The organism is Roseococcus sp. GW821-FHT12F05, from assembly GCF_058806835.1.
On the sequence record NZ_JBXAQB010000015.1, the window covers coordinates 154,493 to 173,498 of the forward strand.

Genomic DNA, 19,006 nt, shown 5'->3' on the forward strand with positions numbered 1-19,006 from the left:
CGGCGGCCCCCGTGCCTATATTGCGGTCCATGAACCTGATCGCCGCGCCCATGCTCTTCCAGCCCATCCGGCAGCCCATGCCGCCCGTGGGCAAGCCCCTGACGGTCGCGAGTCCCTTCCAGCCCAACGGCGACCAGCCGCGCGCCATCGAGGAGCTGATCCGGGGCGTGAACGCGGCCGAGCGCGACCAGGTGCTGCTGGGCGTCACCGGTTCTGGAAAAACCTTCACCATGGCGAAGGTGATCGAGGCGGTGCAGCGGCCGACGCTGATCCTGGCGCCCAACAAGACGCTGGCGGCGCAGCTCTACGGCGAGATGAAGAGCTTCTTCCCCGACAACGCGGTTGAGTACTTCGTCTCCTACTACGACTACTTCCAGCCGGAAGCCTATGTCCCGCGCACGGACACCTACATAGAAAAAGACAGCCAGATCAACGAGCAGATCGACCGCATGCGCCATTCCGCCACGCAGTCGCTGCTGCAGCGGCGCGATGTGGTGATCGTCGCCTCGGTCTCCTGCATCTACGGCATCGGCTCGGTCGAGACCTATTCGAATATGGTCGTGAAGCTGGAGCGCGGCGGGACCATCCAGCGCGACACCCTGCTGAAGGGCCTCGTCGAGCAGCAGTATCGCCGTAACGATGCGTCCTTCCAGCGCGGCAACTTCCGGGTGCGCGGCGAGAACCTGGACGTCTGGCCGGCGCATCTGGACGACCGCGCCTGGCGCATCAGCCTCTTCGGCGACGAGGTGGAGAGCCTGCGCGAATTCGACCCCCTGACGGGCGAGATCACGGGCGAGTTCGACAGGGTCTCCATCTTCGCCAACAGCCACTACGTGACGCCGCGCCCGACCCTCCAGCAGGCCATCGGCCGGATCAAGATCGAGCTGAAGGAGCGGCTGAAGGAGCTGGAGGCCGAGGGCAAGCTGCTGGAGGCCCAACGCCTGGACCAGCGCACCACCTTCGACATCGAGATGATGGAGACCACCGGCTCCTGCAAAGGTATCGAGAACTATTCCCGCTACCTCTCGGGGCGTAATCCCGGCGAGCCGCCGCCGACGCTGTTCGAATACCTGCCCGAAGGCGCTTTGCTGGTCGTGGACGAGAGCCACGTCACCGTGCCGCAGATCGGCGGCATGTACCGGGGCGACTATGCCCGGAAGATCATCCTCAGCGATTTCGGTTTCCGGCTGCCGAGCTGCACCGACAACCGCCCGCTGAAGTTCGAGGAGTGGGAAAGCTTCCGTCCCCAGACCGTCTTCGTCAGCGCCACCCCCGGCCCCTGGGAGATGGAGCGCACCGCCGGCGTCTTCGCCGAGCAGGTCATCCGCCCCACCGGCCTCGTGGACCCCGTCTGCGACATCCGCCCCGTCGAGGGCCAGGTGGACGACCTGCTGGCCGAGGTGAAGTCCGTCGCCGCCAAGGGCTTCCGTTCCCTCGTCACCGTGCTCACCAAGCGGATGGCCGAGCAGCTCACCGAATACCTCACCGAGATGGGCGTACGCGTGCGCTACCTGCACAGCGACATCGACACGCTGGAGCGCATCGAGATCATCCGCGACCTCCGCCGCGGCGTCTTCGACGTGCTGGTCGGCATCAACCTGCTGCGCGAGGGGCTCGACATCCCCGAATGCGGGCTGGTCGCCATCCTGGATGCAGACAAGGAGGGTTTTCTCCGCTCCACCACCTCGCTGATCCAGACCATTGGCCGCGCCGCGCGCAACGCCGAGGGCCGCGTCATCCTCTACGCCGACCGCATGACCGACAGCATGACCCGCGCGCTGAGCGAGACGGAGCGGCGCCGCAACAAGCAGATCGCCTTCAACACCGAGCACGGCATCACGCCGACCACCATCCGCCGCGAGATCGCCGACGTGCTGCGCGACGTCAGCCAGGGCGACTACGTGACCGTGGATGCGGTGGAGGGCGATGCCGAGGCGCAGTTCGTCGGCAAGGACCTGCGCCAGGCGATCGCGGAGATGGAGAAGAAGATGCGTGCCGCGGCAGCCGATCTCGAATTCGAGACGGCGGCCCGCTACCGCGACGAGATCAAGCGGTTGGAGGCGCTGGAGCTGGGGATCCCCGGCGACGTGGTGCTCTCGCCCAACCAGGCGGGCCGCTCGCTACGCGAGGCCGTTCCCAGGAAGGAGGCCAAGAAGGATTGGAAGCCCAAGCCGATGGGCCCGGGGGGTGGCGGCTACGATCCGAAGAAGATGAAGCGCCCGGCACGCAGATAGTTGGACCGCAAATAAAGTCCTGTGGCCCTAACCCAGGTTACTTCGCCTGGGTGTTCCTGCGGATAAGTTCCAGTAACTCCGGCGGCACCGGCTCTTGGGCCACCTCGCCGAAGGAGGCGCGCAGGCTGCGGTTCAGCCAGCTGTCGAAGCCGGTTTCCGCAGGCGGATTCCGGCGTGGCCTGGGCGACCATTGGGACGCGGTCGGCATGGGCTTCTCGTCTCCGGATTCTTCAGGGCCGTCGCTCATGGCAAGCGGCTGCTCTCCCCACGGAACCCGTGGCGGGACCGGCGAGACGCACTCCTGGATATGAATGTGGCGTGGACAGACATGTCTTCACAACGTCTCTGGCGTGAGCCGGTTTCGCATATGCAATAGCATGTTTTTAGACCACGTACAGGAAAAGGCGACGCGGGTTTCCCCGCGCCGCCTGTCTTCGTCAGGCAGATCGCTCAGCCGCGGCGGAGCGAGTTGTAGTCGAAGGGCGTCCGCGACTGCAGGGCCTCCTTCGTGGCGCCCGGCATCACGATCCGGCTGTTCTCGGCATTCCAGCGCAGGTCGTTCAGCGGAACCGAGACCAGTCGGCCGCCCATGCCGAGGAAGCCGCCGACCTGGATGATCGCCATCGGAGCCTGGGCGGTGCCCGAAGGCGTCGCCAGGATCACGTCGTCGACCTCGCCCACGCGCTCGTTGCGCTCGTTGTAGACGTTGCCGCCGATGATCTGGCTGAGGCGGGGGCGTTCCGTCACCACCGAGCCGGCGGTCACGGCCAGCGTGGTCGCGGCGGTCGTGGGCGCGGTCGCAGTGGTGGCCGGAGCCGGAGTGGTCGCATCGCGCGTGGCCTGTCCGGCGCGCTCCGCGGCGCGGTCCGCCATGCTGCCCGGCGGGTTGTTGCCCGTGCCGTCACGGCTCGTCGCCTGGCCAGTCACGCGGTCCATGGCGCGGCCCGCCGCGGTGCCGGGCGGATTGCCGGGGGCGCCGTCTGGCACGGTCGGGTTGCCGGTGGCGCGGTCGATCGCGCGGCCCGCGGCGGTGCTCGGCGGATTGCCGGGCGTGCCGTCGGCCTGGGCGAAGGCGAGCATCGGGGCGACGACCAGACCGGCGGCCAGGGTCATCGGAAGCAGGTTGGTGTGAAGGCTTTTCATCGTCGTGGTTCCCTCTCTGAGGATAGTGCGGGTTGAACGAACGACCCGACGCAAAGTTTCCCGGATCTGCTGCCGGACGTGGCGAAAAGCGCGGATTTCCGCCATTCGCGCGCGCAGCAAAACGGGGCGGGAGTTCCCTCCCGCCCCGTTCCGCCCTCAAGCTTGGCCAGCCTCAGCGGCGGATCAGGCTCGCGATCACGAATCCCGCCAGCGCCGCGACGCCCAGGGCTATGAGCGGCTTGTCGTGCACGGCATCCGTGGCGCGATCGGCCTGATGCCGGACCGTGTCGCTCGCGGACTTGCCGATGGCGCTGGCGCGATCCGCGACGGCCGAGACGGCCGGGGTGATGCGGTCGTTCATCAGCGCCTCGACCTTCTCGCGCAGCTGCACGATCTCGGCCTTGGCATCGGACACGAAGCGCGAGGCATCGTCCTTGGCGTTGTAGGCGAGGTCGCGGGCATTGCCGGCCAGGCGGGTCGCCTCGCCCTTGGCGTCGTTGGCGAGGTTGCGGGCGTTGTCGATGGTGCTCTGGGACATGATGTGCTCCTGGATGAAAGGTTCAGCCGAGATGGCTGCGAAGCAGCCAGGCGGCCTTCTCGTGGACCTCGATGCGCTTCACGAGCATGTCGTGTGTCGCGAGGTCGTCGGCGTCGTCCGCCTCCTCGGCCAGGTCGCTCGCGCGATCGGCCAGGGTGGCGTTGTCCTCGGCCAGCATGCGCGCGGCATCGACCGTGGAGACCGGGCCGTCCGGCGCTTCCTGCAGCGAGGCGAGGTGCAGCATGGCGTTCAGGCCGGTGGGGGCCAGCACGTCCAGCGCGCGAACCCGCTCGGCCAGCTCGTCGATGCTGGCGAAGAGCTCGCCGTACTGCGCTTCCGTCAGCTTGTGCAGGCCGAAGAAGTTCGGGCCCGTGGCGTTCCAGTGGCAGGCCTGCGTCTTGGCCAGCAGGACGTAGGTATCGGCCAGGAACCCGTTCAGCGAGGCGCCCACGCCCGCCTCCGCCTTGTTGGAGGCGGGGCGCTTCTTCGTCTTGGTGTCGCTCGGCATGGCGGGCCTCAGCGCCAGACGGGCCGGCCGAGGTTGACCGAGTTCGGCGAGGTCAGGCCGCCCACGGCGCCGCCGGCCACGGCACCGGCCGCGGCGCCCGCCAGCGGGTTGCCCGCCATGGCGCCGATCGCCGCGCCGCCGGCGCCGCCGATCAGCGCGCCCGAGCCGACGCGGTCGCCGGTGCTGTAGCCGCAGGCCGAAAGACTGCCGAAGAGGAGGACGGCACAGGCCGCCTTCGCAAATATTCGCATGTTCGTTTCTCCGATGGTGTCTGGTGAATTCGAAACGCGCGGGATGCCGCTCCCGTTGCATGCCCCCTTTGGGAAACTCAGCCGCCGCGCGGCGTTGCGAGCGCCTCGGCCAGCGCGTCGCGCAATCCGCGCGGCGTGACGGGGCGGCCCCTCAGCCCCTCGGGGGAGAGGTGCAGCACCACGCCGGCGCGGTCGCGCAGCGCCTCGGCGAGCTCCTGCACCGGCCGGCCACCCAGCCGTCCGGCGAGCACCACCACATCCACGCGCCCCACCTGGCCGGCGAGGAACATCGCCTCCGCGGCCGAGCGCGCCGGGCCCAGCACCTCGCAGCCACCCTCACGCAGCGCCGCCGCCAGCGAGAGCGCCGAGACCGGATCGTCCTCCACCAGCAGCACGCGCCGCCCCGCGAGCGGCCCCTCCGCCAGCCCGGCGGATTCGGCATCCCGCGCCAGGGCTTCGGCGCCGATGGCGAGCACGCAGGTCAGGCCCTCGGCCTCCCAGTGGCGGCGTACCTCGCCGGCGAGCTGGGTGCGCATGTTGGCGTCGACGAGCATGGTGCCGAAGCCGATCCGCTCGGGCGGGCCCGCGATATCGGGCCCGCCGCGCTCGATCCAGCGCAGCTCTGCGCCGCCCTCCGTGCGCGCCCAGCTCAGCGTGACATGCCCCATCGACCTGGAGAGGGCGCCGTGGCGCAGGGCGTTGCTGACCAGCTCGTTGAGCGCGAGCGCGAGCGGCTGCGCGGCCTCCGCGGTGAGGCGGACCGGCGGTCCCGACGCCTTCACCCGGCCGGGATGCGCGGCGAGCTCGCGCACGACGATCTCGCCGAGATCCGCGCCCAGCCAGTTCTCGCGCGAGAGCACGTCATGCGCGCGGCTCATCGCGCCGATACGGCCTTCCAGCTCCTCCACCAGCGCGGGCACGTCGTCCGGCGCATCGGCGGCGGACAGGCGCAGCAGGCCGCGCACCACGCTCAGCGCGTTCTGCGCGCGGTGGTCGACCTCCTGCGACAGCTTCCGGGCGGAATCCTCCATGCGCCGGCGCGCGGTGATGTCGACGACGGCACCGCTGATCGCGACCACCGCGCCCGCGCGGTCGCGCACCGGATGGTAGCTGCAGAGCCAGCAGCGCTCCTCCTCACCCTCCGTGGTGGCGCAGAATTCCAGGTCCTCGACGGGCTCGCCGGTCTCGACCAGCCGATGCAGGCGGGCTTCCAGCTCGGCGGCGAAGTGCGGCGCGACCTCGGCGAGGGGCCGGCCCAGATGGTCGGCGGCGGAGCTGCCATGGGCGCGGGCGAGCCGCTCGTTGACGGCGAGGAAGCGCAGCTCGCGGTCCAGCAGGCAGAGGCCGACCGGGGCATGGGCATAGACGGCGCGCAGCCTGGCGTCGGTGGCGTCGGCCCGCGCCTCGGCCTGGCGCAGCTCGCGCACGTCGAGGCCGAAGAGCGCCCAGGCCAGGACCTCGCCCTCGGCCGAGACGGCCGGCGCGCCCTTGAGCAGGCAGCGGTGGCCGCCCCGCAGCCGCAGCTCCTGCAGCAGGGGAACGCCGCAGGGATCCGACACCGCCGCGCGCCAGGCGGCCTCGACGGCGGGGCGGTCCTGCGGATCGACGGCTGCGAGCCAGCCGTCGTTGCGGGTCTCCTCGAGGCCGAGGCCGGTGGCCTCGCGCCACTGGGCATTGGCCCATTCCACCCGGCCCTCGCGATCGGCCGCCAGCACGAGCAGCGGCGCGGCCTCCATGCAGGCCTGCCAGCGGGCCTCCGCGCGCTGCCGCGTCTCGACCGCCTCGGCCATGCCATCGAAGGCGGCGGCCAACCGGCGGAAGTCGCGCCCGCCGCCGATGCGGCCGACCCGCGCGCGCCAGTCCTGCGCGCCCCAGCGCCGGGCGGCGCCGAGCAGCGCCTGCACCGGCCCCTCGGCCGAGGCGTGGAAGGTCAGCAGCGCCAGCAGGAAGCTGAGCAGGAGCGCGCCCACGATCATCAGGGCCATGCGGCGGTCGGCCTGCAGCGCGGCGCCCTGGCGCTCGTCGAGCCCCACGGCGAGGAAGAGCCCGCTTCCGGCCCCGGGTGGGACATAGGCGAATTGCCGCAGCCCCTCCTCGCCGGTCACGGCCGCGACGCCGGCGGCCGCGGCATCGAGGAAACGGTGCGCGACGCCGGAGAGGGCGCGGCCTACCCGCGTCTCGGGATCGCGCGAGCTGGCGAGGACGATGCCGTCGCGGTCGGCGATGGTGGCCGCGCAATCCGGCGGCAACCCCATGGCCTGGAGGTCGCGGCCCAGCCAGTCCAGCGAGAGGGTCAGCGCGACCGCGCCGACCGCACGCCCCGCCGCGTCGCGTACCGGTGCGGCGAGGCTCAGCGCGCCGGACTGGTAGCCGCCGAGCCGGAAGACGTTGTCGTGCAGCACGGCCTGGAGGCCGAGATCGGCGGGCGCTTCCGCGCGGCTGGTGCAGACGGCGCGCCCCTCGGCATCCGTGAGGTCGGCCGCGAGGTAGCGCGGATTGGCCTCCAGCACGCGGCGCAGGAAGGCGGGGCAGTCGCGGCCCTGGAGCGCAGGGGTCGCCGCGATGGCGCTGATCAGCTGCTTCGCGGCGCCGATCGTCGCCGCCTGCTGCGCGGCGACGCGCTGCACCAGGCCCGAGGCCTGGTCGGCGAGCTGGACGGCGCGCTCCATCCGCGCATCGCGCTCCATCTGGACCAGGACGGCGCCGGCGGGAACAAGGGCCAGGAGAAGGCCGAGGAAGGCACGTAGGGCCAGGGGCACGGTGCGCGGCTCTCGCGCGACCTTTGGATGTCGCGAAATGGGTTTCCGTCCCGGGCTTTCCCCGGGTTTCGGTCTGCCTTGTCCAACGATGCGGCGGGCCCCCGGGTTTCGCATTCCTAAACATGGAATTAGGGGGTTAGCCGGCGGAAATACGCTCCGCGGCGATCAGGAACTCGCGATTCCCCTCCGGGCCGAGGATGGGGCTCGGCTCCACGCCCAGGACGCGCCAGCCGGGCAGGGCGGCCCACCAGGCGGCGATCTCGGCGCAGACTCGCTCGTGGACCGCGGCGTCGCGCACCACGCCGCCCTTGGCGATGGCGGGGCCGACCTCGAATTGCGGCTTGATGAGCGCGATGGCCCAGGCGCCGGGCCTGCAGAAGCCCAGGGCCGCCGGGAGGACCACGCGCAGCCCGATGAAGCTGGCGTCGCAGACCAGGACATCCAGGGGAGGGAGGTCGCCCTCCTCCGCCGGCAGCGGGCCTTGGCCCGCGCGAGGCGGCAGCGACGTCAGGTGGCGGGCGTTGACGCGCTCCATCACCGTCACGCAGGGGTCGTTGCGCAGCTTCCAGGCGAGCTGGCCGTGGCCGACATCGACCGCATACACATGGGCGGCGCCATGGGTCAGCAGCACGTCGGTGAAGCCGCCGGTGGAGGAGCCCAGGTCCATGCAGACCCGCCCCTCCGGCGAAAGGCCGAAATGGGCGAGGCCATGCGCCAGCTTCACGCCGCCGCGCGAGACCCAGGGATGGTCCTGCCCGCGCAGCTCGATGGCACGGTCGGGCGCGATCACCTCTCCCGGCTTGTTGATGCGCTGCTCGCCCGAATAGACGAGGCCCGCCATGATGAGCGCCTGCGCGCGGGTCCGCGATTCCGCGAGGCCGCGCTCGACCAGCGCGACGTCGGCGCGCGTGCCCTTGGCCACGGCCTAGGCTGTGGCAGGGACCGCCAGAGCGCCCTTGCCCAGCGCCGCCAGCGCCGTCTCGACGATCTGCGGCGCGTTCAGCCGCGCGAGGTCGTACTGCTTCTTCGGCGACTCGTGGTCGATCCACATGTCCGGCAGCGTCATCGGCCGCAGCTTGAGGCCGTGGTCCAGCAGCCCGTGTGTCGCGAGATGGTGCATCACCAGCCCGCCGAAGCCGTTCACGCTGCCTTCCTCGATGGTGATCAGCACCTCGTGGTGACGGGCCAGCTGCTCGACCAGCGCCGTGTCGAGCGGCTTGGCGAAGCGCGCATCAGCGACGGTGGTGGAGAGGCCGAAGGTCGCCAGCTCGTCGGCGGCCTTGAGGCATTCCTGCAGCCGCGCTCCATAGGACAGGATCGCGACCTTGCTGCCCTCGCGCAGCACGCGGCCCTTGCCGATGGGCAGGACGATGCCGCGGGCCGGCAACGCCTCGACGCCCAGGCCCTCGCCGCGCGGGTAGCGCACGCCGGAGGGGCCGCCGTCGATCGTCGCCATGGTGGCGACCATGTGGGCCAGCTCGATCTCGTCGGCTGCGGCCATCAGCGTGAAGCCCGGCAGGCAGCCGAGATAGGCGATGTCGAAGCTGCCCGCATGCGTCGCGCCGTCCGCGCCGACCAGGCCCGCGCGGTCCATGCCGAAGCGCACCGGCAGCGACTGCAGCGCCACGTCGTGCACGACCTGGTCGTAGCCGCGCTGCAGGAAGGTCGAGTAAATCGCGCAGAAGGGCTTCATCCCCTCGGTCGCCATACCCGCGGCGAAGGTGACCGCGTGCTGCTCGGCGATGCCCACGTCGAAGCAGCGCTTGGGGAAGCGCTTGGCGAAGAGGTCGAGCCCGGTGCCCGAGGGCATGGCGGCGTTGATGGCGACGATGCGCTCGTCGGCCTCGGCCTCGGCGATCAGCGACTGGGCGAAGACCTTGGTGTAGCTCGGCGGGCCCGGCGGCGGCTTCTGCTGCTCGCCGGTGACGACGTTGAACTTCACCACGCCGTGATACTTGTCGGCGCTGGCCTCGGCCGGCGCGTAGCCCTTGCCCTTCTGCGTCACTGCATGCAGCAGGAAGGGCCCCTGATGGCCGGAATCGCGAAGATTCCGCAGGACCGGCAGCAGGTGATCCAGGTTGTGGCCGTCGACGGGGCCGACATAGTAGAAGCCCATCTCCTCGAAGAGGGTCCCACCGGTCAGCAAGCCGCGCGCGTATTCGTCGGCGCGCTTGGCCGCGCGCTCTATCGGGCCCGGGAAGTTCTTGGCCATCTTCGCCATGAACTCGCGTACGGACAGGAAGGGGCGCGAGGAGATGGTGCGGCTCAGATAGGCCGACATCGCGCCGACGGGCGGTGCGATCGACATGTCGTTGTCGTTCAGGATGACGATGAGGTTGGCCTTGCTGGCCCCCGCATTGTTCATGGCTTCATAGGCCATGCCGGCGGACATGGAGCCGTCGCCGATGACGGCGATCACGTGCCGGTCGTCGCCCTTCAGCCCGCTCGCGACGGCCATGCCGAGGCCGGCGGAGATCGAGGTCGAGGAATGCGCCGCGCCGAAGGGGTCGTACTCGCTCTCGCTGCGCTTGGTGAAGCCGGAGAGCCCGCCGCCCTGGCGCAGCGTGCGGATGCGGTCGCGCCGTCCGGTCAGGATCTTGTGCGGATAGGCCTGGTGGCCGACGTCCCAGATCAGCCGGTCGTTCGGCGTGTCGAAGACGGCATGCACGGCCACGGTCAGCTCGACCACGCCGAGCGAGGCGCCGAGATGCCCGCCCGTCACCGAGACGGCGCTGATGGTCTCGGCCCGGACCTCGTCGGCCAGCTGGCGCAGCTGCTCGTTGGAGAGGTTGCGCATGTCCGCGGGGTAGCGGACCCGGTCGAGCAGGGGAGTTTCGGGGCGGTCTTGCATCAGTTCCTCCGCTCGATCACGAAATCGGCCAGGGCACGCAACAGGGACGCTTTCGCGCCGAAGACCTCCAGATGGTCCCGTGCCTGGGCTACGAGTCGCTCCGCTTGGAGTCTTGCACGATCCACTCCCAAAAGCCCCACCAGAGTGGCTTTTCCCGCGCCGGCATCCTTGGCGGTGGCCTTGCCCATCACCTCCGTGGAAGCGGTGGCGTCCAGCAGGTCGTCGGCGATCTGGAAGGCGGCGCCCAGGTTGCGGCCGTAGCTCTCCAGCGCATGGCGCTGCGAGGAGGCGGCCTTGCCCAGCACGGCGCCGGCCTCGGCCGAGAATTCGATGAGCTTGCCCGTCTTGAGCAGCTGGAGCCGGCCGATGGCCGATTCCTCCAGCGGCGCCGCGGCCTGCTCGGCCATCATGTCGAGCATCTGGCCGCCGCACATGCCGCGCGGGCCGGCGGCATGGGCCAGCATGCGCACCAGCTCGATCCGCACCTGCGGGTCGGGATGGGTGGCCTCCTCGGCCAGCACGGTGAAGGCCTGGCTCTGCAGGGCGTCGCCCGCGAGGATCGCGGTCGCCTCGTCGAAGGCCTTGTGGTTGGTCGGCTTGCCGCGGCGGAGGTCGTCATTGTCCATCGCCGGCAGGTCGTCGTGGATGAGGCTGTACGCGTGGATCATCTCGATCGCGCAGGCCACCCGCAGCGCCGAGGTGCGCGAGACGCCGAACTGTTTCGCCCCCTCCAGCACCAGGAAGCCACGCAGCCGCTTGCCCCCGCCGATGGTGGAGTAGCGCATCGCGTCGAACAGCCGCGCCTCGTCGCCTTCCGCCACGGGAAGGAGCTGGTCGAGCGCCGCGTCGATGTCCTGGGCGGCCTGCGTCATCGCAGCCGAGAGGAAGGCGGCGGAATTCCCGCCCGTCACCATATCCATACCTGTTCCCGCGATCCCTATTCCCACGTCTGGTCTATTCAACGTCGCGCAGGGAGAGCCCGCCTGCGCCTTCCACCACTGCCTGCACCTTCGCCTCGGCTTCGGCCAGCTTCGCCTCGCAATGGCGGCGCAGCGCCGTTCCCCGCTCGTACTCGGCGATGGCCTGAGCCAGGGTGCTCTTGCCGCCCTCCAGGGACCGCACGATGCCCTCCAGCTGGCTCAGCGCCTCCTCGAAGGGGAGGTCCCGGATGTCGTCGCCAGCAGGGCTGGCCGCAAGGGACGTGCCATGAGGGGCATCGGTGGTCATCGCTGCCCCTCCATTGGGCATCCTCCCGCTGAACGGGCGAGTATAGGACTTTCTGTTACAAAACCCAAATGCCGGGACCGATCGGTATCAGCTGCGCAGCAGGGCCCGGACATGCGCCGCGGCCGAAGCGGCCAGCGCGTCGAGGTCATAGCCGCCCTCCAGCAGGCTGACCACCCGGCCCTCGCAGCAGCGATCGGCCAGGGCGCAGATCTGCTCGGTGATCCAGGCGAAGTCGGCCTCGTGCAGGCGGAGCTGGGCCAGCGGGTCGCGCGCATGGGCGTCGAAGCCGGCGGAGACGACGATCAGCTGAGGCTCGAAGGACTCGGCGGCGGCCAGAAGCGGGCCCCACGCGGCGCGGAAGGCGGCGCCGGTGGCGCCCGGGGGCAGGGGGGCGTTGAAGACGTTGCCCGCCCCCGTCTCCGAGGCCGCGCCGGTGCCGGGGTAGAGCGGCATCTGGTGCGAGGAGGCGAAGAAGATGGACGGGTCCTCCCAGACGCAATCCTGGGTCCCGTTGCCGTGATGGACGTCGAAATCCAGGATCGCGACGCGCTTCAGCCCGTGGACGGCCTGCGCGTGCCGCGCGGCGACGACCACGTTGGAGAAGAAGCAGAATCCCATCGGGCGGCGCTTCTCGGCGTGGTGGCCGGGCGGGCGGGTCGCGCAGAAGACGCGGAGCGCCTTCCCGGTGCACACCTCGTCCACCGCGCGCACGGCGGCGCCGGCGGCCAGCAGGGCGGCCCGGGCGCTGCCGGCGGACATGACGGTGTCGGCGTCCAGCGCGATCTTCTCGCCGGGTTCGGGGCGGATGCCGAGGATCGCCGCCACGTAGTCGGCCGGGTGGACGCGGGTGAGCTGCTCCTCGGTGGCCTCCCCCGGCTCGTCGCGGAGCAGGTCGGAGAATTCCTCCGAATCCAGCGCCTGGAGCACGGCGCGCAGCCGTTCCGGGCATTCGGGATGGCCCTCGCCCATGTCGTGGGCGAGGCCGTCGCGATGGGTGAGCAGCAGGACGGTCATGGCTCTTCCCTTCGGCGCAGCGCGAAGCGGAAGATTCTTTCGCCGCCCCGGCCTTCCTCCTCCGCCCAGGCCAGGAGCTCGTGTCCCGTCTCCTGGGCATAGGCATGAAAGTCCTTCACGGCCGCAGGGTCGGTGGCGAGCAGGACGAGGGTCTCGCCCGGCGCCATGCCGCGCAGCGCCTTGTTGGCCTTGAGCACGGGGAGCGGGCAGGCGAGGCCGCGCAGATCGAGGGGGTCGGGCATATGCGCGCTATCCCACATCCGACGGGGCTTGCCCGCAAGGGTGGGGCGCCGCAGCCTGCCTTCATGCGGATCGGCGTGGATTTGGGCGGGACGAAGACCGAGGTGGTGGCGCTGGACGCCTCGGGGGCGCAGATCCTGCGCCGCCGCCGGCCCACGCCGCCGGACTATGCCGGCGTCATCGCCAGCATCGCGGCGCTGGTCGCCGAGGTGGAGGCGGAGCTCGGCGCTGATGGCACGGTGGGGGTCGGCATCCCCGGCAGCCTCTCGCCCGCGACGGGGCTGGTGCGTGGTGCCAATTCCATCTGGCTGAACGGCGGGCGGCTGGACGCGGACCTCGCCGCCGCGCTGGGCCGCGACGTCCGCATCTCCAACGACGCGAACTGCCTGGCGCTCTCCGAGGCGGCTGATGGAGCGGGGGCGGGGGCCTCCAGCGTCTTCGCGGTGATCCTGGGGACGGGGGTGGGGGCCGGCATCGTGATCGGTGGGCGCCTGCTGGAGGGCTTCAACCGGATCGGCGGCGAATGGGGCCACAACCCGCTGCCCTGGATGACAGAGGACGAGTTTCCCGGCCCGGCCTGCTGGTGCGGGCAGCGCGGCTGCATCGAGAAATTCCTCTGCGGGCCGGCGCTCGCGGCCGATGCCGACGGGCCCGGCGCCCGGGATGCCTCGGGCCTGCCGGCGCGGCCCGACCCGGCGGCGCGGGGCGCCCTGGCGCGCCACGCCGACCGGCTGGCCCGCGCGCTCGCGCATGTGGTGAACATTCTCGACCCGGAGGTGATCGTGCTGGGCGGCGGGCTGTCCAACATGGCGCATCTCTACGAGGACCTGCCGAAGCTCCTCCCGCGCCACGTCTTCTCCGACATGGTGCGGACGCGGATCGTGCCGGCGCGGCATGGCGACAGCTCGGGCGTGCTCGGCGCCGCCCGGCTGTGGAATTAGGGCAGACGAGCCGTCACGCCGGGGCGTGAACGGCCGGCTCGGCCGGCAGGATGCCGTGGGTGGCTCGGATCATGTCCGCCGCCCGCTCGCCGATCACGACGCAGGGCGCCATCGTATTGCCGGTCGTGATCCGCGGCATGATTGACGCATCCGCGATGCGGAGATTGCCGATGCCGTGGACGCGGAGTTCATGGTCGACGACGGACATGGGGTCGCGGCCCATCTTCGCGGTGCAGGATTGGTGCCAGTAGGTCACTGCCCCGTTGCGGAGGAACTGCTCCATGCCGCGGCGGTCGCGCGGCCGCGGCGCCGCCTCACGCTGCACCAGCGCGCCGAAGGCGGCATGGTTGCCGATCTCGCGGCACAGCTCGACCGTCGCCAGGGCGGCGGCCATGTCCTCGGGCTCGCTCAGCGCGTTCGGCTCGATCAGGATCGGGTCGAGCGGGTCCGCGCCCGAGAGGCGCAGGCGGCCCCGGCTCTTTGGCTGGGCCAGGCCGGCGAACATCGTCCAACCATGCTCGGGCGCCGGGAGGCCGACCTCGGCCGGCGAGGGCACCGCGAATTCCAGCTGGCACTGCAGCAGGTCGGGGGCTTCCAGCCGCGAGTCGCTCTTCCAGTACAGCGTCGCCTCGCAGCCGCCTCCGCCGACCTCCTGCGGACGGCGATACTCCCAGGTGCAGCCGAAGGCGACGTGGTCCTGATAGTTCCGGCCGACGCCCGGCAGGTGCTGCACGACGTGGATGCCGTGGGCGCGCAGCTCCTCCTCTGGACCGATGCCGGACTGCATGAGCACCTTCGGCGTCTGCACGGCGCCGAGCGAGAGGACGACCTCGCGCCGCGCGCCGAAGGTGAGGGGCCGCCCGTCGACCAGGGCCACCACGCCGATCACCCGGGTGCCGTCGAGGACGAGGCGGGAGACGAGCGCGCCGGTCAGCACGGTGAGGTTCGGCTGGTGCATGCGCCGCCAGGTGTAGGACCGGTGCACCGACTCCCGCCTGCCGCCGCGGATGCGCAGGTCCGCGATGGCGGCCCCGCCGGCACCTTCCATCATCGCGCCGTTGGGGCTGTCGAAGCGCGGGATGCCGAGCTGCCCGGCCGCCTCGACCATCGCCTGCGCGACCGGCTGCGGCGAGGCCGGCTGCGCCACATGGACGGGGCCGCCCGAGCCGCGGCGCCGCTCGTCGGCTGGGCCCTGCCAATCCTCGATGCGGCGGTAATAGTCCAGCACCGAGTCGTAGCCCCAGGCGGGATCACCCGATTCGGCGGCGAAATGGTCCCAGTCCGCCCTGTGGCCGCGCGCCCAGACCATGACGTTGACGCTGGAGCCGCCACCCAGCGCCTTGCCCATGCTCAGGGGCAGGCGGCGCCCGTTCACGTGGGGGCAGGGCTGCCCTTCGAAGGCCCAGTCGCGCTCCGAGCCCAGATTGAGCGGCCACTGGCCGGGCTCCATGACCGTGGGGACCAGGTCGTCGCCGCCTGCCTCGAGCAGCAGCACATGGGCGTCGTGCCGCTCGGCCAGCCGCGCCGCGACGACGGAGCCGGAGGAACCCGCCCCACAGACGATGAAATCGTAGTCCGGCCGGAGATGGCGGCCGAGCTTCGACTGGTTCTCCGCGACCGCGCGGGCGTGGCGCGCGTCTTCGAGATCCCGATTCATGGGTTCGACCTCGCGCTGACGGCGCGTCCCTTCCGCGCGAGGAGGTTCCCGTCGCGAAGGGCAGGAAGCCTGGCCATCGCCTGGCCACGGCCGGACGCTGCGCGGGGGATGAGAACGGTTCTGGTCATGTGGACCTCCAGGTCGAGCGACCGGAGATAGGCAGGCGATCCGGCATGGCCCATGACGGCTTTGGTATGGGCCATCCGGGACGGACCCGCCCCGCGCATGACCGAGGTCCTTACCTCGGCACGGGACATCCTCCCCGGGTACCGATGCCGTCACGAAACGATCACGCAGCCGCGTCATGATCGGGGGCAAACAACCACGCAAACCCCACCCCCGGACGTGACGCCATGACCATCGAGATCGAAGACATCGGCAGCAACCCCGCGCCCCGCGCGACCATCGGCGAGATCATCGAGGCCCGCTTCTCCCGCCGCGGCGCGCTGCTCGGCGCGGCCGCCGCCTGGACCCTGGGCACCGGCGCCGCCGAGGCCCAGACCGCTCCGCGCGAGGGCGGCCCCTCCACCCTTACCTTCAACGAGCTGCGCCACCAGCTCGCCCAGACCGACGCCGTGGCCGAGGGCCACGAGAAGCACATCGTCATCCGCTGGGGCGACCCGGTGGTCCCCGACGCGCCCGCCTTCGACCCGCGCAACGTGACGGCCGCGGCCCAGGCCCTCCAGTTCGGCTACAACAACGACTTCATCGCCGTGATCCCGCCCGAGCGCGGCGGCCGGATCGGCGAGCGCGCCCTCCTCTGGGCCAACCACGAATACACCAACACCAACCTGATGTTCCCCGGCATGGGCACCGGCAGCGAGGCCCGCGCCCGCGTCTCGGCCGAGCAGGTCCAGGCCGAGCTCATGGCCCATGGCGGCAGCATCGTGGAGCTGGAGCGCGTGGACGGGCGCTGGAAGCCCGCCGCCAATCCGCGCCTCAACCGCCGCATCACGGGCGGCACGCCCATGACCATCTCCGGCCCCGCGGCCGGGCATCCGCGGCTGCGCACCAGCGAGGACGCCTCCGGCACGCGCGTGCTCGGCATGCTGAACAACTGCGCCGGCGGCACCACGCCCTGGGGCACGATCCTCACCTGCGAGGAGAACTTCAACACCTATTTCGGTGGGGAGCTCGCCGATCCCGCCCAGGCGGAGAGCCACCGCCGCTACGGCATCACCGCGACGCCGGGCTATGGCTGGTACCGCCACATCGCCCGCTTCGACCGCTCGAAGGAGCCGAACGAGGCCAACCGCTTCGGCTGGGTGGTCGAGATCGACCCCTACGACCCCACGAGCACGCCCATCAAGCGCACCGCGCTCGGCCGGGTGAAGCACGAGGGCGCGACCCATGCGATCGCGCCCGATGGCCGCGTCGTGATCTACATGGGCGACGACGAGCGCTTCGACTACGTCTACCGCTTCGTCACCGCGCGGCCCTGGAACCCGCAGGATCCCGCGGCCAACCGCGACCTGCTGGACGAGGGCACGCTCAGCGTCGCGAAGTTCGACGCCGACGGCACGATGCGCTGGCTGCCGCTGGTGCACGGCCAGGGCCCGCTGACCGCGGCCAACGGCTTCGCCAGCCAGGCCGACGTGCTGATCGAGACCCGCCGCGCCTCGGACCTGCTGGAAGCCACCCCGATGGACCGGCCCGAGGACGTCGAGACCAACCCGGCGACCGGCGTGGTCTATGTCATGCTCACCAACAACTCCTCGCGCACGCCGCAGCGGGTGGACGCCGCCAACCCGCGGCCGCGCAACGACCACGGCCATGTGCTGGAGATCATCCCGCCGGGCCCGGCGAACCGGCGCGAGCACGCGGCCGACGCCATGCGCTGGAGCCTCTTCCTGCGTGCCGGCAAGCCAGGCCTCGACGCGGGCGCCGAGTACCATCGCGCGACCAGCGCCGAGGGCTGGCTCTCCTGTCCCGACAACTGCTCCTTCGACAGCAAGGGTCGCATCTGGATCGCGACCGACGGCGCGCCGACCGCGGCCGGCGTGGCCGACGGCATCTACGCCGCCGACACGACGGGACCGGGCCGCGCGCTGACCCGCCTCTTCTACCAGGCGCCCACGGGCGCCGAGGTCTGCGGCCCCTTCGTGCTGCCGGACGACAGCGCGCTGTTCCTCGCGATCCAGCATCCGGGCGAGGATTCAGGCAGCACCTTCGAGCGCCCCTCCACGCGCTGGCCGGACTTCGACGACGCCATGCCGCCGCGGCCTTCGGTGGTGGTGATCACGAAGACGGGCGGCGGCGCGGTCGGGAGCTGAAGGAAGACGAGGGGCTCCGCCCCCTCGACCCCCGCCAGGGGCCAGGGGCCCCTGGACCCGCGGTCACGGGCGCCTGAGCCCGAGATGCTCGCGCAGCGTCGTCCCCGCATATTCCGTCCGGTACAGGCCGCGGCGCTGCAGCTCCGGCACCACGAGGTCCACGAAGTCGTCGAAGCCGCCGGGGAAATAGGGCGGCAGGATGTTGAACCCGTCCGCCGCGCCCGTCGAAAACCACTCTTCCAGCGTGTCCGCGATGTCGGCCGGCGTGCCGCAGATCACCCAGTGCCCGCGCGCCGCGGCAGTGAGGTTGTAGAGGTCACGCAGGGTCATCTTCTCGCGGTGCGCCTTGGCCAGCATGGCGCGCGCGAAGCCGTGCGAGGTCTCCGGCAGCGGCAGGTCCGGCACCGGGCCATCGAGCGGGTAGACCGACATGTCCGTCCCCATGCGGTTGGACAGCATCGCCATCGAGCTGGTGTCGCTCACGAAGCCCTGCAGCAGGTCGAGCCTGTCGCGCGCCTCCTGCCGCGTGGCGCCGATCACGGGCATCACGCCCGGCAGCACCGACAGCTCCTCCGGCGCGCGGCCGTAATCTGGCAGCTTCGCCTTCAGCGCCGCATAGCCCTTCCGGGCCTCCTCCAGGTCCTGCACCACGGAGAAGACCACGTCGGCCGTGCGCGCCGCGAGCTTCATCCCGGGCTCCGAGGAGCCCGCCTGCAGGATGATGGGCCGTCCCTGCGGGCAGCGCCCGATGTTGAGCGGCCCTTCCACCTGGAAGTAGTGCCCCCGGTGGTTCAGCTTGTGGACCTTCGCGGCGTCGATGTAGCGGCCCGTCACGCGGTCCTTCACGATCGCGTCGTCCTCCCAGCAGTCCCAGAGGCCGCGCACCACGTCCACGAACTCCTCCGCGACGGCGTAGCGCTCGGCATGCGGCGGGTGCTGCCGGCCGAAGTTCTTCCCGGTGGCGGGGCCGGAGCTGGTCACGGCATTCCAGGCCGCACGCCCGCCGCTCAGATGGTCCAGCGAGGCATAGGCGCGCGCGACGGTGTAGGGCTCGCCATAGGTGGTGGAGGCGGTGGCGCCGAGGCCGAGATGCGTGGTCGTCGCGGCCAGTGCCGACAGCATGGTGATCGGCTCGAAGCGCGCGGCGAAGGAGGGATGCGCGCCCGCATCGAAGCTGAGGTTGTCGCCGAGGAAGAGCAGGTCGAAGAGACCGCGCTCGGCCGTGCGGGCGATCTGCTGGATCACGGGCAGGCTCTGGAAGCTGTCGAAGGCGCCGGGGTAGCGCCAGCCCGCGACGTGGTTGCCCGTGCCAAGGACGAAGACGCCAAGGTGCATCCGGCGTGCTGCTGGGGTCATGACTTGCTCTTTCG

At 71.1% G+C, this 19,006-nt stretch carries 17 protein-coding genes; 3 read left to right on the forward strand and 14 right to left on the reverse strand.

Annotated elements, in window-relative coordinates; genetic code table 11:
- Positions 1–29: 29 nt before the first annotated feature.
- Positions 30–2,234 (forward strand): excinuclease ABC subunit UvrB, encoded by a 2,205-nt coding sequence (gene uvrB, locus AC1ROY_RS27500; protein WP_493152120.1) that lies wholly within the window; start codon positions 30–32, stop codon positions 2,232–2,234.
- A gap of 37 nt (positions 2,235–2,271) precedes the next feature.
- Here the strand turns inward: uvrB and AC1ROY_RS27505 are convergent, their stop codons facing one another.
- From AC1ROY_RS27505 to AC1ROY_RS27560, 12 genes are all read right to left on the reverse strand, one after another.
- Positions 2,272–2,481, reverse strand: coding sequence for a hypothetical protein (locus AC1ROY_RS27505; RefSeq protein WP_493152121.1), 210 nt, complete (start codon positions 2,479–2,481; stop codon positions 2,272–2,274).
- Positions 2,482–2,684: 203 nt separating this feature from the next.
- Positions 2,685–3,377: a PRC-barrel domain-containing protein gene (locus AC1ROY_RS27510; protein ID WP_493152122.1), complete on the reverse strand. Its 693-nt coding sequence runs from the start codon at positions 3,375–3,377 to the stop codon at positions 2,685–2,687.
- Positions 3,378–3,549: 172 nt separating this feature from the next.
- Positions 3,550–3,915, reverse strand: coding sequence for an ElaB/YgaM/YqjD family protein (locus AC1ROY_RS27515; RefSeq protein WP_493152123.1), 366 nt, complete (start codon positions 3,913–3,915; stop codon positions 3,550–3,552).
- 22 nt (positions 3,916–3,937) lie between these two features.
- The gene (locus AC1ROY_RS27520) at positions 3,938–4,423 is read right to left on the reverse strand and encodes a Dps family protein (RefSeq protein WP_493152124.1); all 486 of its coding nucleotides are present in this window, start codon (positions 4,421–4,423) and stop codon (positions 3,938–3,940) included.
- 8 nt (positions 4,424–4,431) lie between these two features.
- A complete protein-coding gene (locus tag AC1ROY_RS27525; RefSeq protein ID WP_493152125.1) occupies positions 4,432–4,674 on the reverse strand; it encodes a YMGG-like glycine zipper-containing protein in 243 nt (80 codons plus the stop codon).
- 77 nt (positions 4,675–4,751) lie between these two features.
- Positions 4,752–7,433 (reverse strand): PAS domain-containing protein, encoded by a 2,682-nt coding sequence (locus tag AC1ROY_RS27530; RefSeq protein ID WP_493152126.1) that lies wholly within the window; start codon positions 7,431–7,433, stop codon positions 4,752–4,754.
- A gap of 136 nt (positions 7,434–7,569) precedes the next feature.
- Positions 7,570–8,355, reverse strand: a complete 786-nt coding sequence (locus AC1ROY_RS27535; RefSeq protein WP_493152127.1) for a TlyA family RNA methyltransferase — start codon at positions 8,353–8,355, stop codon at positions 7,570–7,572.
- Between the two features lie 3 nt (positions 8,356–8,358).
- The gene (gene dxs, locus AC1ROY_RS27540; RefSeq protein ID WP_493152128.1) at positions 8,359–10,284 is read right to left on the reverse strand and encodes a 1-deoxy-D-xylulose-5-phosphate synthase; all 1,926 of its coding nucleotides are present in this window, start codon (positions 10,282–10,284) and stop codon (positions 8,359–8,361) included.
- A complete protein-coding gene (locus AC1ROY_RS27545; RefSeq protein ID WP_493152129.1) occupies positions 10,284–11,204 on the reverse strand; it encodes a polyprenyl synthetase family protein in 921 nt (306 codons plus the stop codon). Before AC1ROY_RS27545 ends, dxs begins: the two co-directional genes overlap by 1 nt.
- Before the next feature lie 34 nt (positions 11,205–11,238).
- Positions 11,239–11,511, reverse strand: coding sequence for an exodeoxyribonuclease VII small subunit (gene xseB, locus AC1ROY_RS27550; RefSeq protein WP_493152130.1), 273 nt, complete (start codon positions 11,509–11,511; stop codon positions 11,239–11,241).
- Between the two features lie 87 nt (positions 11,512–11,598).
- Positions 11,599–12,525: a histone deacetylase family protein gene (locus tag AC1ROY_RS27555; protein ID WP_493152131.1), complete on the reverse strand. Its 927-nt coding sequence runs from the start codon at positions 12,523–12,525 to the stop codon at positions 11,599–11,601.
- The gene (locus AC1ROY_RS27560) at positions 12,522–12,767 is read right to left on the reverse strand and encodes a sulfurtransferase TusA family protein (RefSeq protein ID WP_493152132.1); all 246 of its coding nucleotides are present in this window, start codon (positions 12,765–12,767) and stop codon (positions 12,522–12,524) included. The genes AC1ROY_RS27555 and AC1ROY_RS27560 overlap by 4 nt, the downstream gene beginning before the upstream one ends.
- 63 nt (positions 12,768–12,830) lie before the next feature.
- Between AC1ROY_RS27560 and AC1ROY_RS27565 the strand changes: the two genes are divergently transcribed.
- The gene (locus AC1ROY_RS27565) at positions 12,831–13,706 is read left to right on the forward strand and encodes an ROK family protein (protein WP_493152149.1); all 876 of its coding nucleotides are present in this window, start codon (positions 12,831–12,833) and stop codon (positions 13,704–13,706) included.
- 13 nt (positions 13,707–13,719) lie between these two features.
- Here the strand turns inward: AC1ROY_RS27565 and AC1ROY_RS27570 are convergent, their stop codons facing one another.
- On the reverse strand, positions 13,720–15,363 hold the full coding sequence (locus tag AC1ROY_RS27570) for a GMC family oxidoreductase (protein WP_493152133.1): 1,644 nt from the start codon (positions 15,361–15,363) through the stop codon (positions 13,720–13,722).
- Positions 15,364–15,716: 353 nt separating this feature from the next.
- On the opposite strand from AC1ROY_RS27570, the gene AC1ROY_RS27575 reads away from it, so the two are divergent.
- Positions 15,717–17,636 carry a PhoX family protein gene (locus tag AC1ROY_RS27575; protein WP_493152134.1) on the forward strand — a complete coding sequence of 640 codons (1,920 nt, stop codon included), beginning with the start codon at positions 15,717–15,719 and terminating at the stop codon, positions 17,634–17,636.
- A gap of 63 nt (positions 17,637–17,699) precedes the next feature.
- Here the strand turns inward: AC1ROY_RS27575 and AC1ROY_RS27580 are convergent, their stop codons facing one another.
- Positions 17,700–18,992 carry an LLM class flavin-dependent oxidoreductase gene (locus AC1ROY_RS27580; RefSeq protein ID WP_493152135.1) on the reverse strand — a complete coding sequence of 431 codons (1,293 nt, stop codon included), beginning with the start codon at positions 18,990–18,992 and terminating at the stop codon, positions 17,700–17,702.
- Between the last annotated feature and the right edge of the window lie 14 nt (positions 18,993–19,006).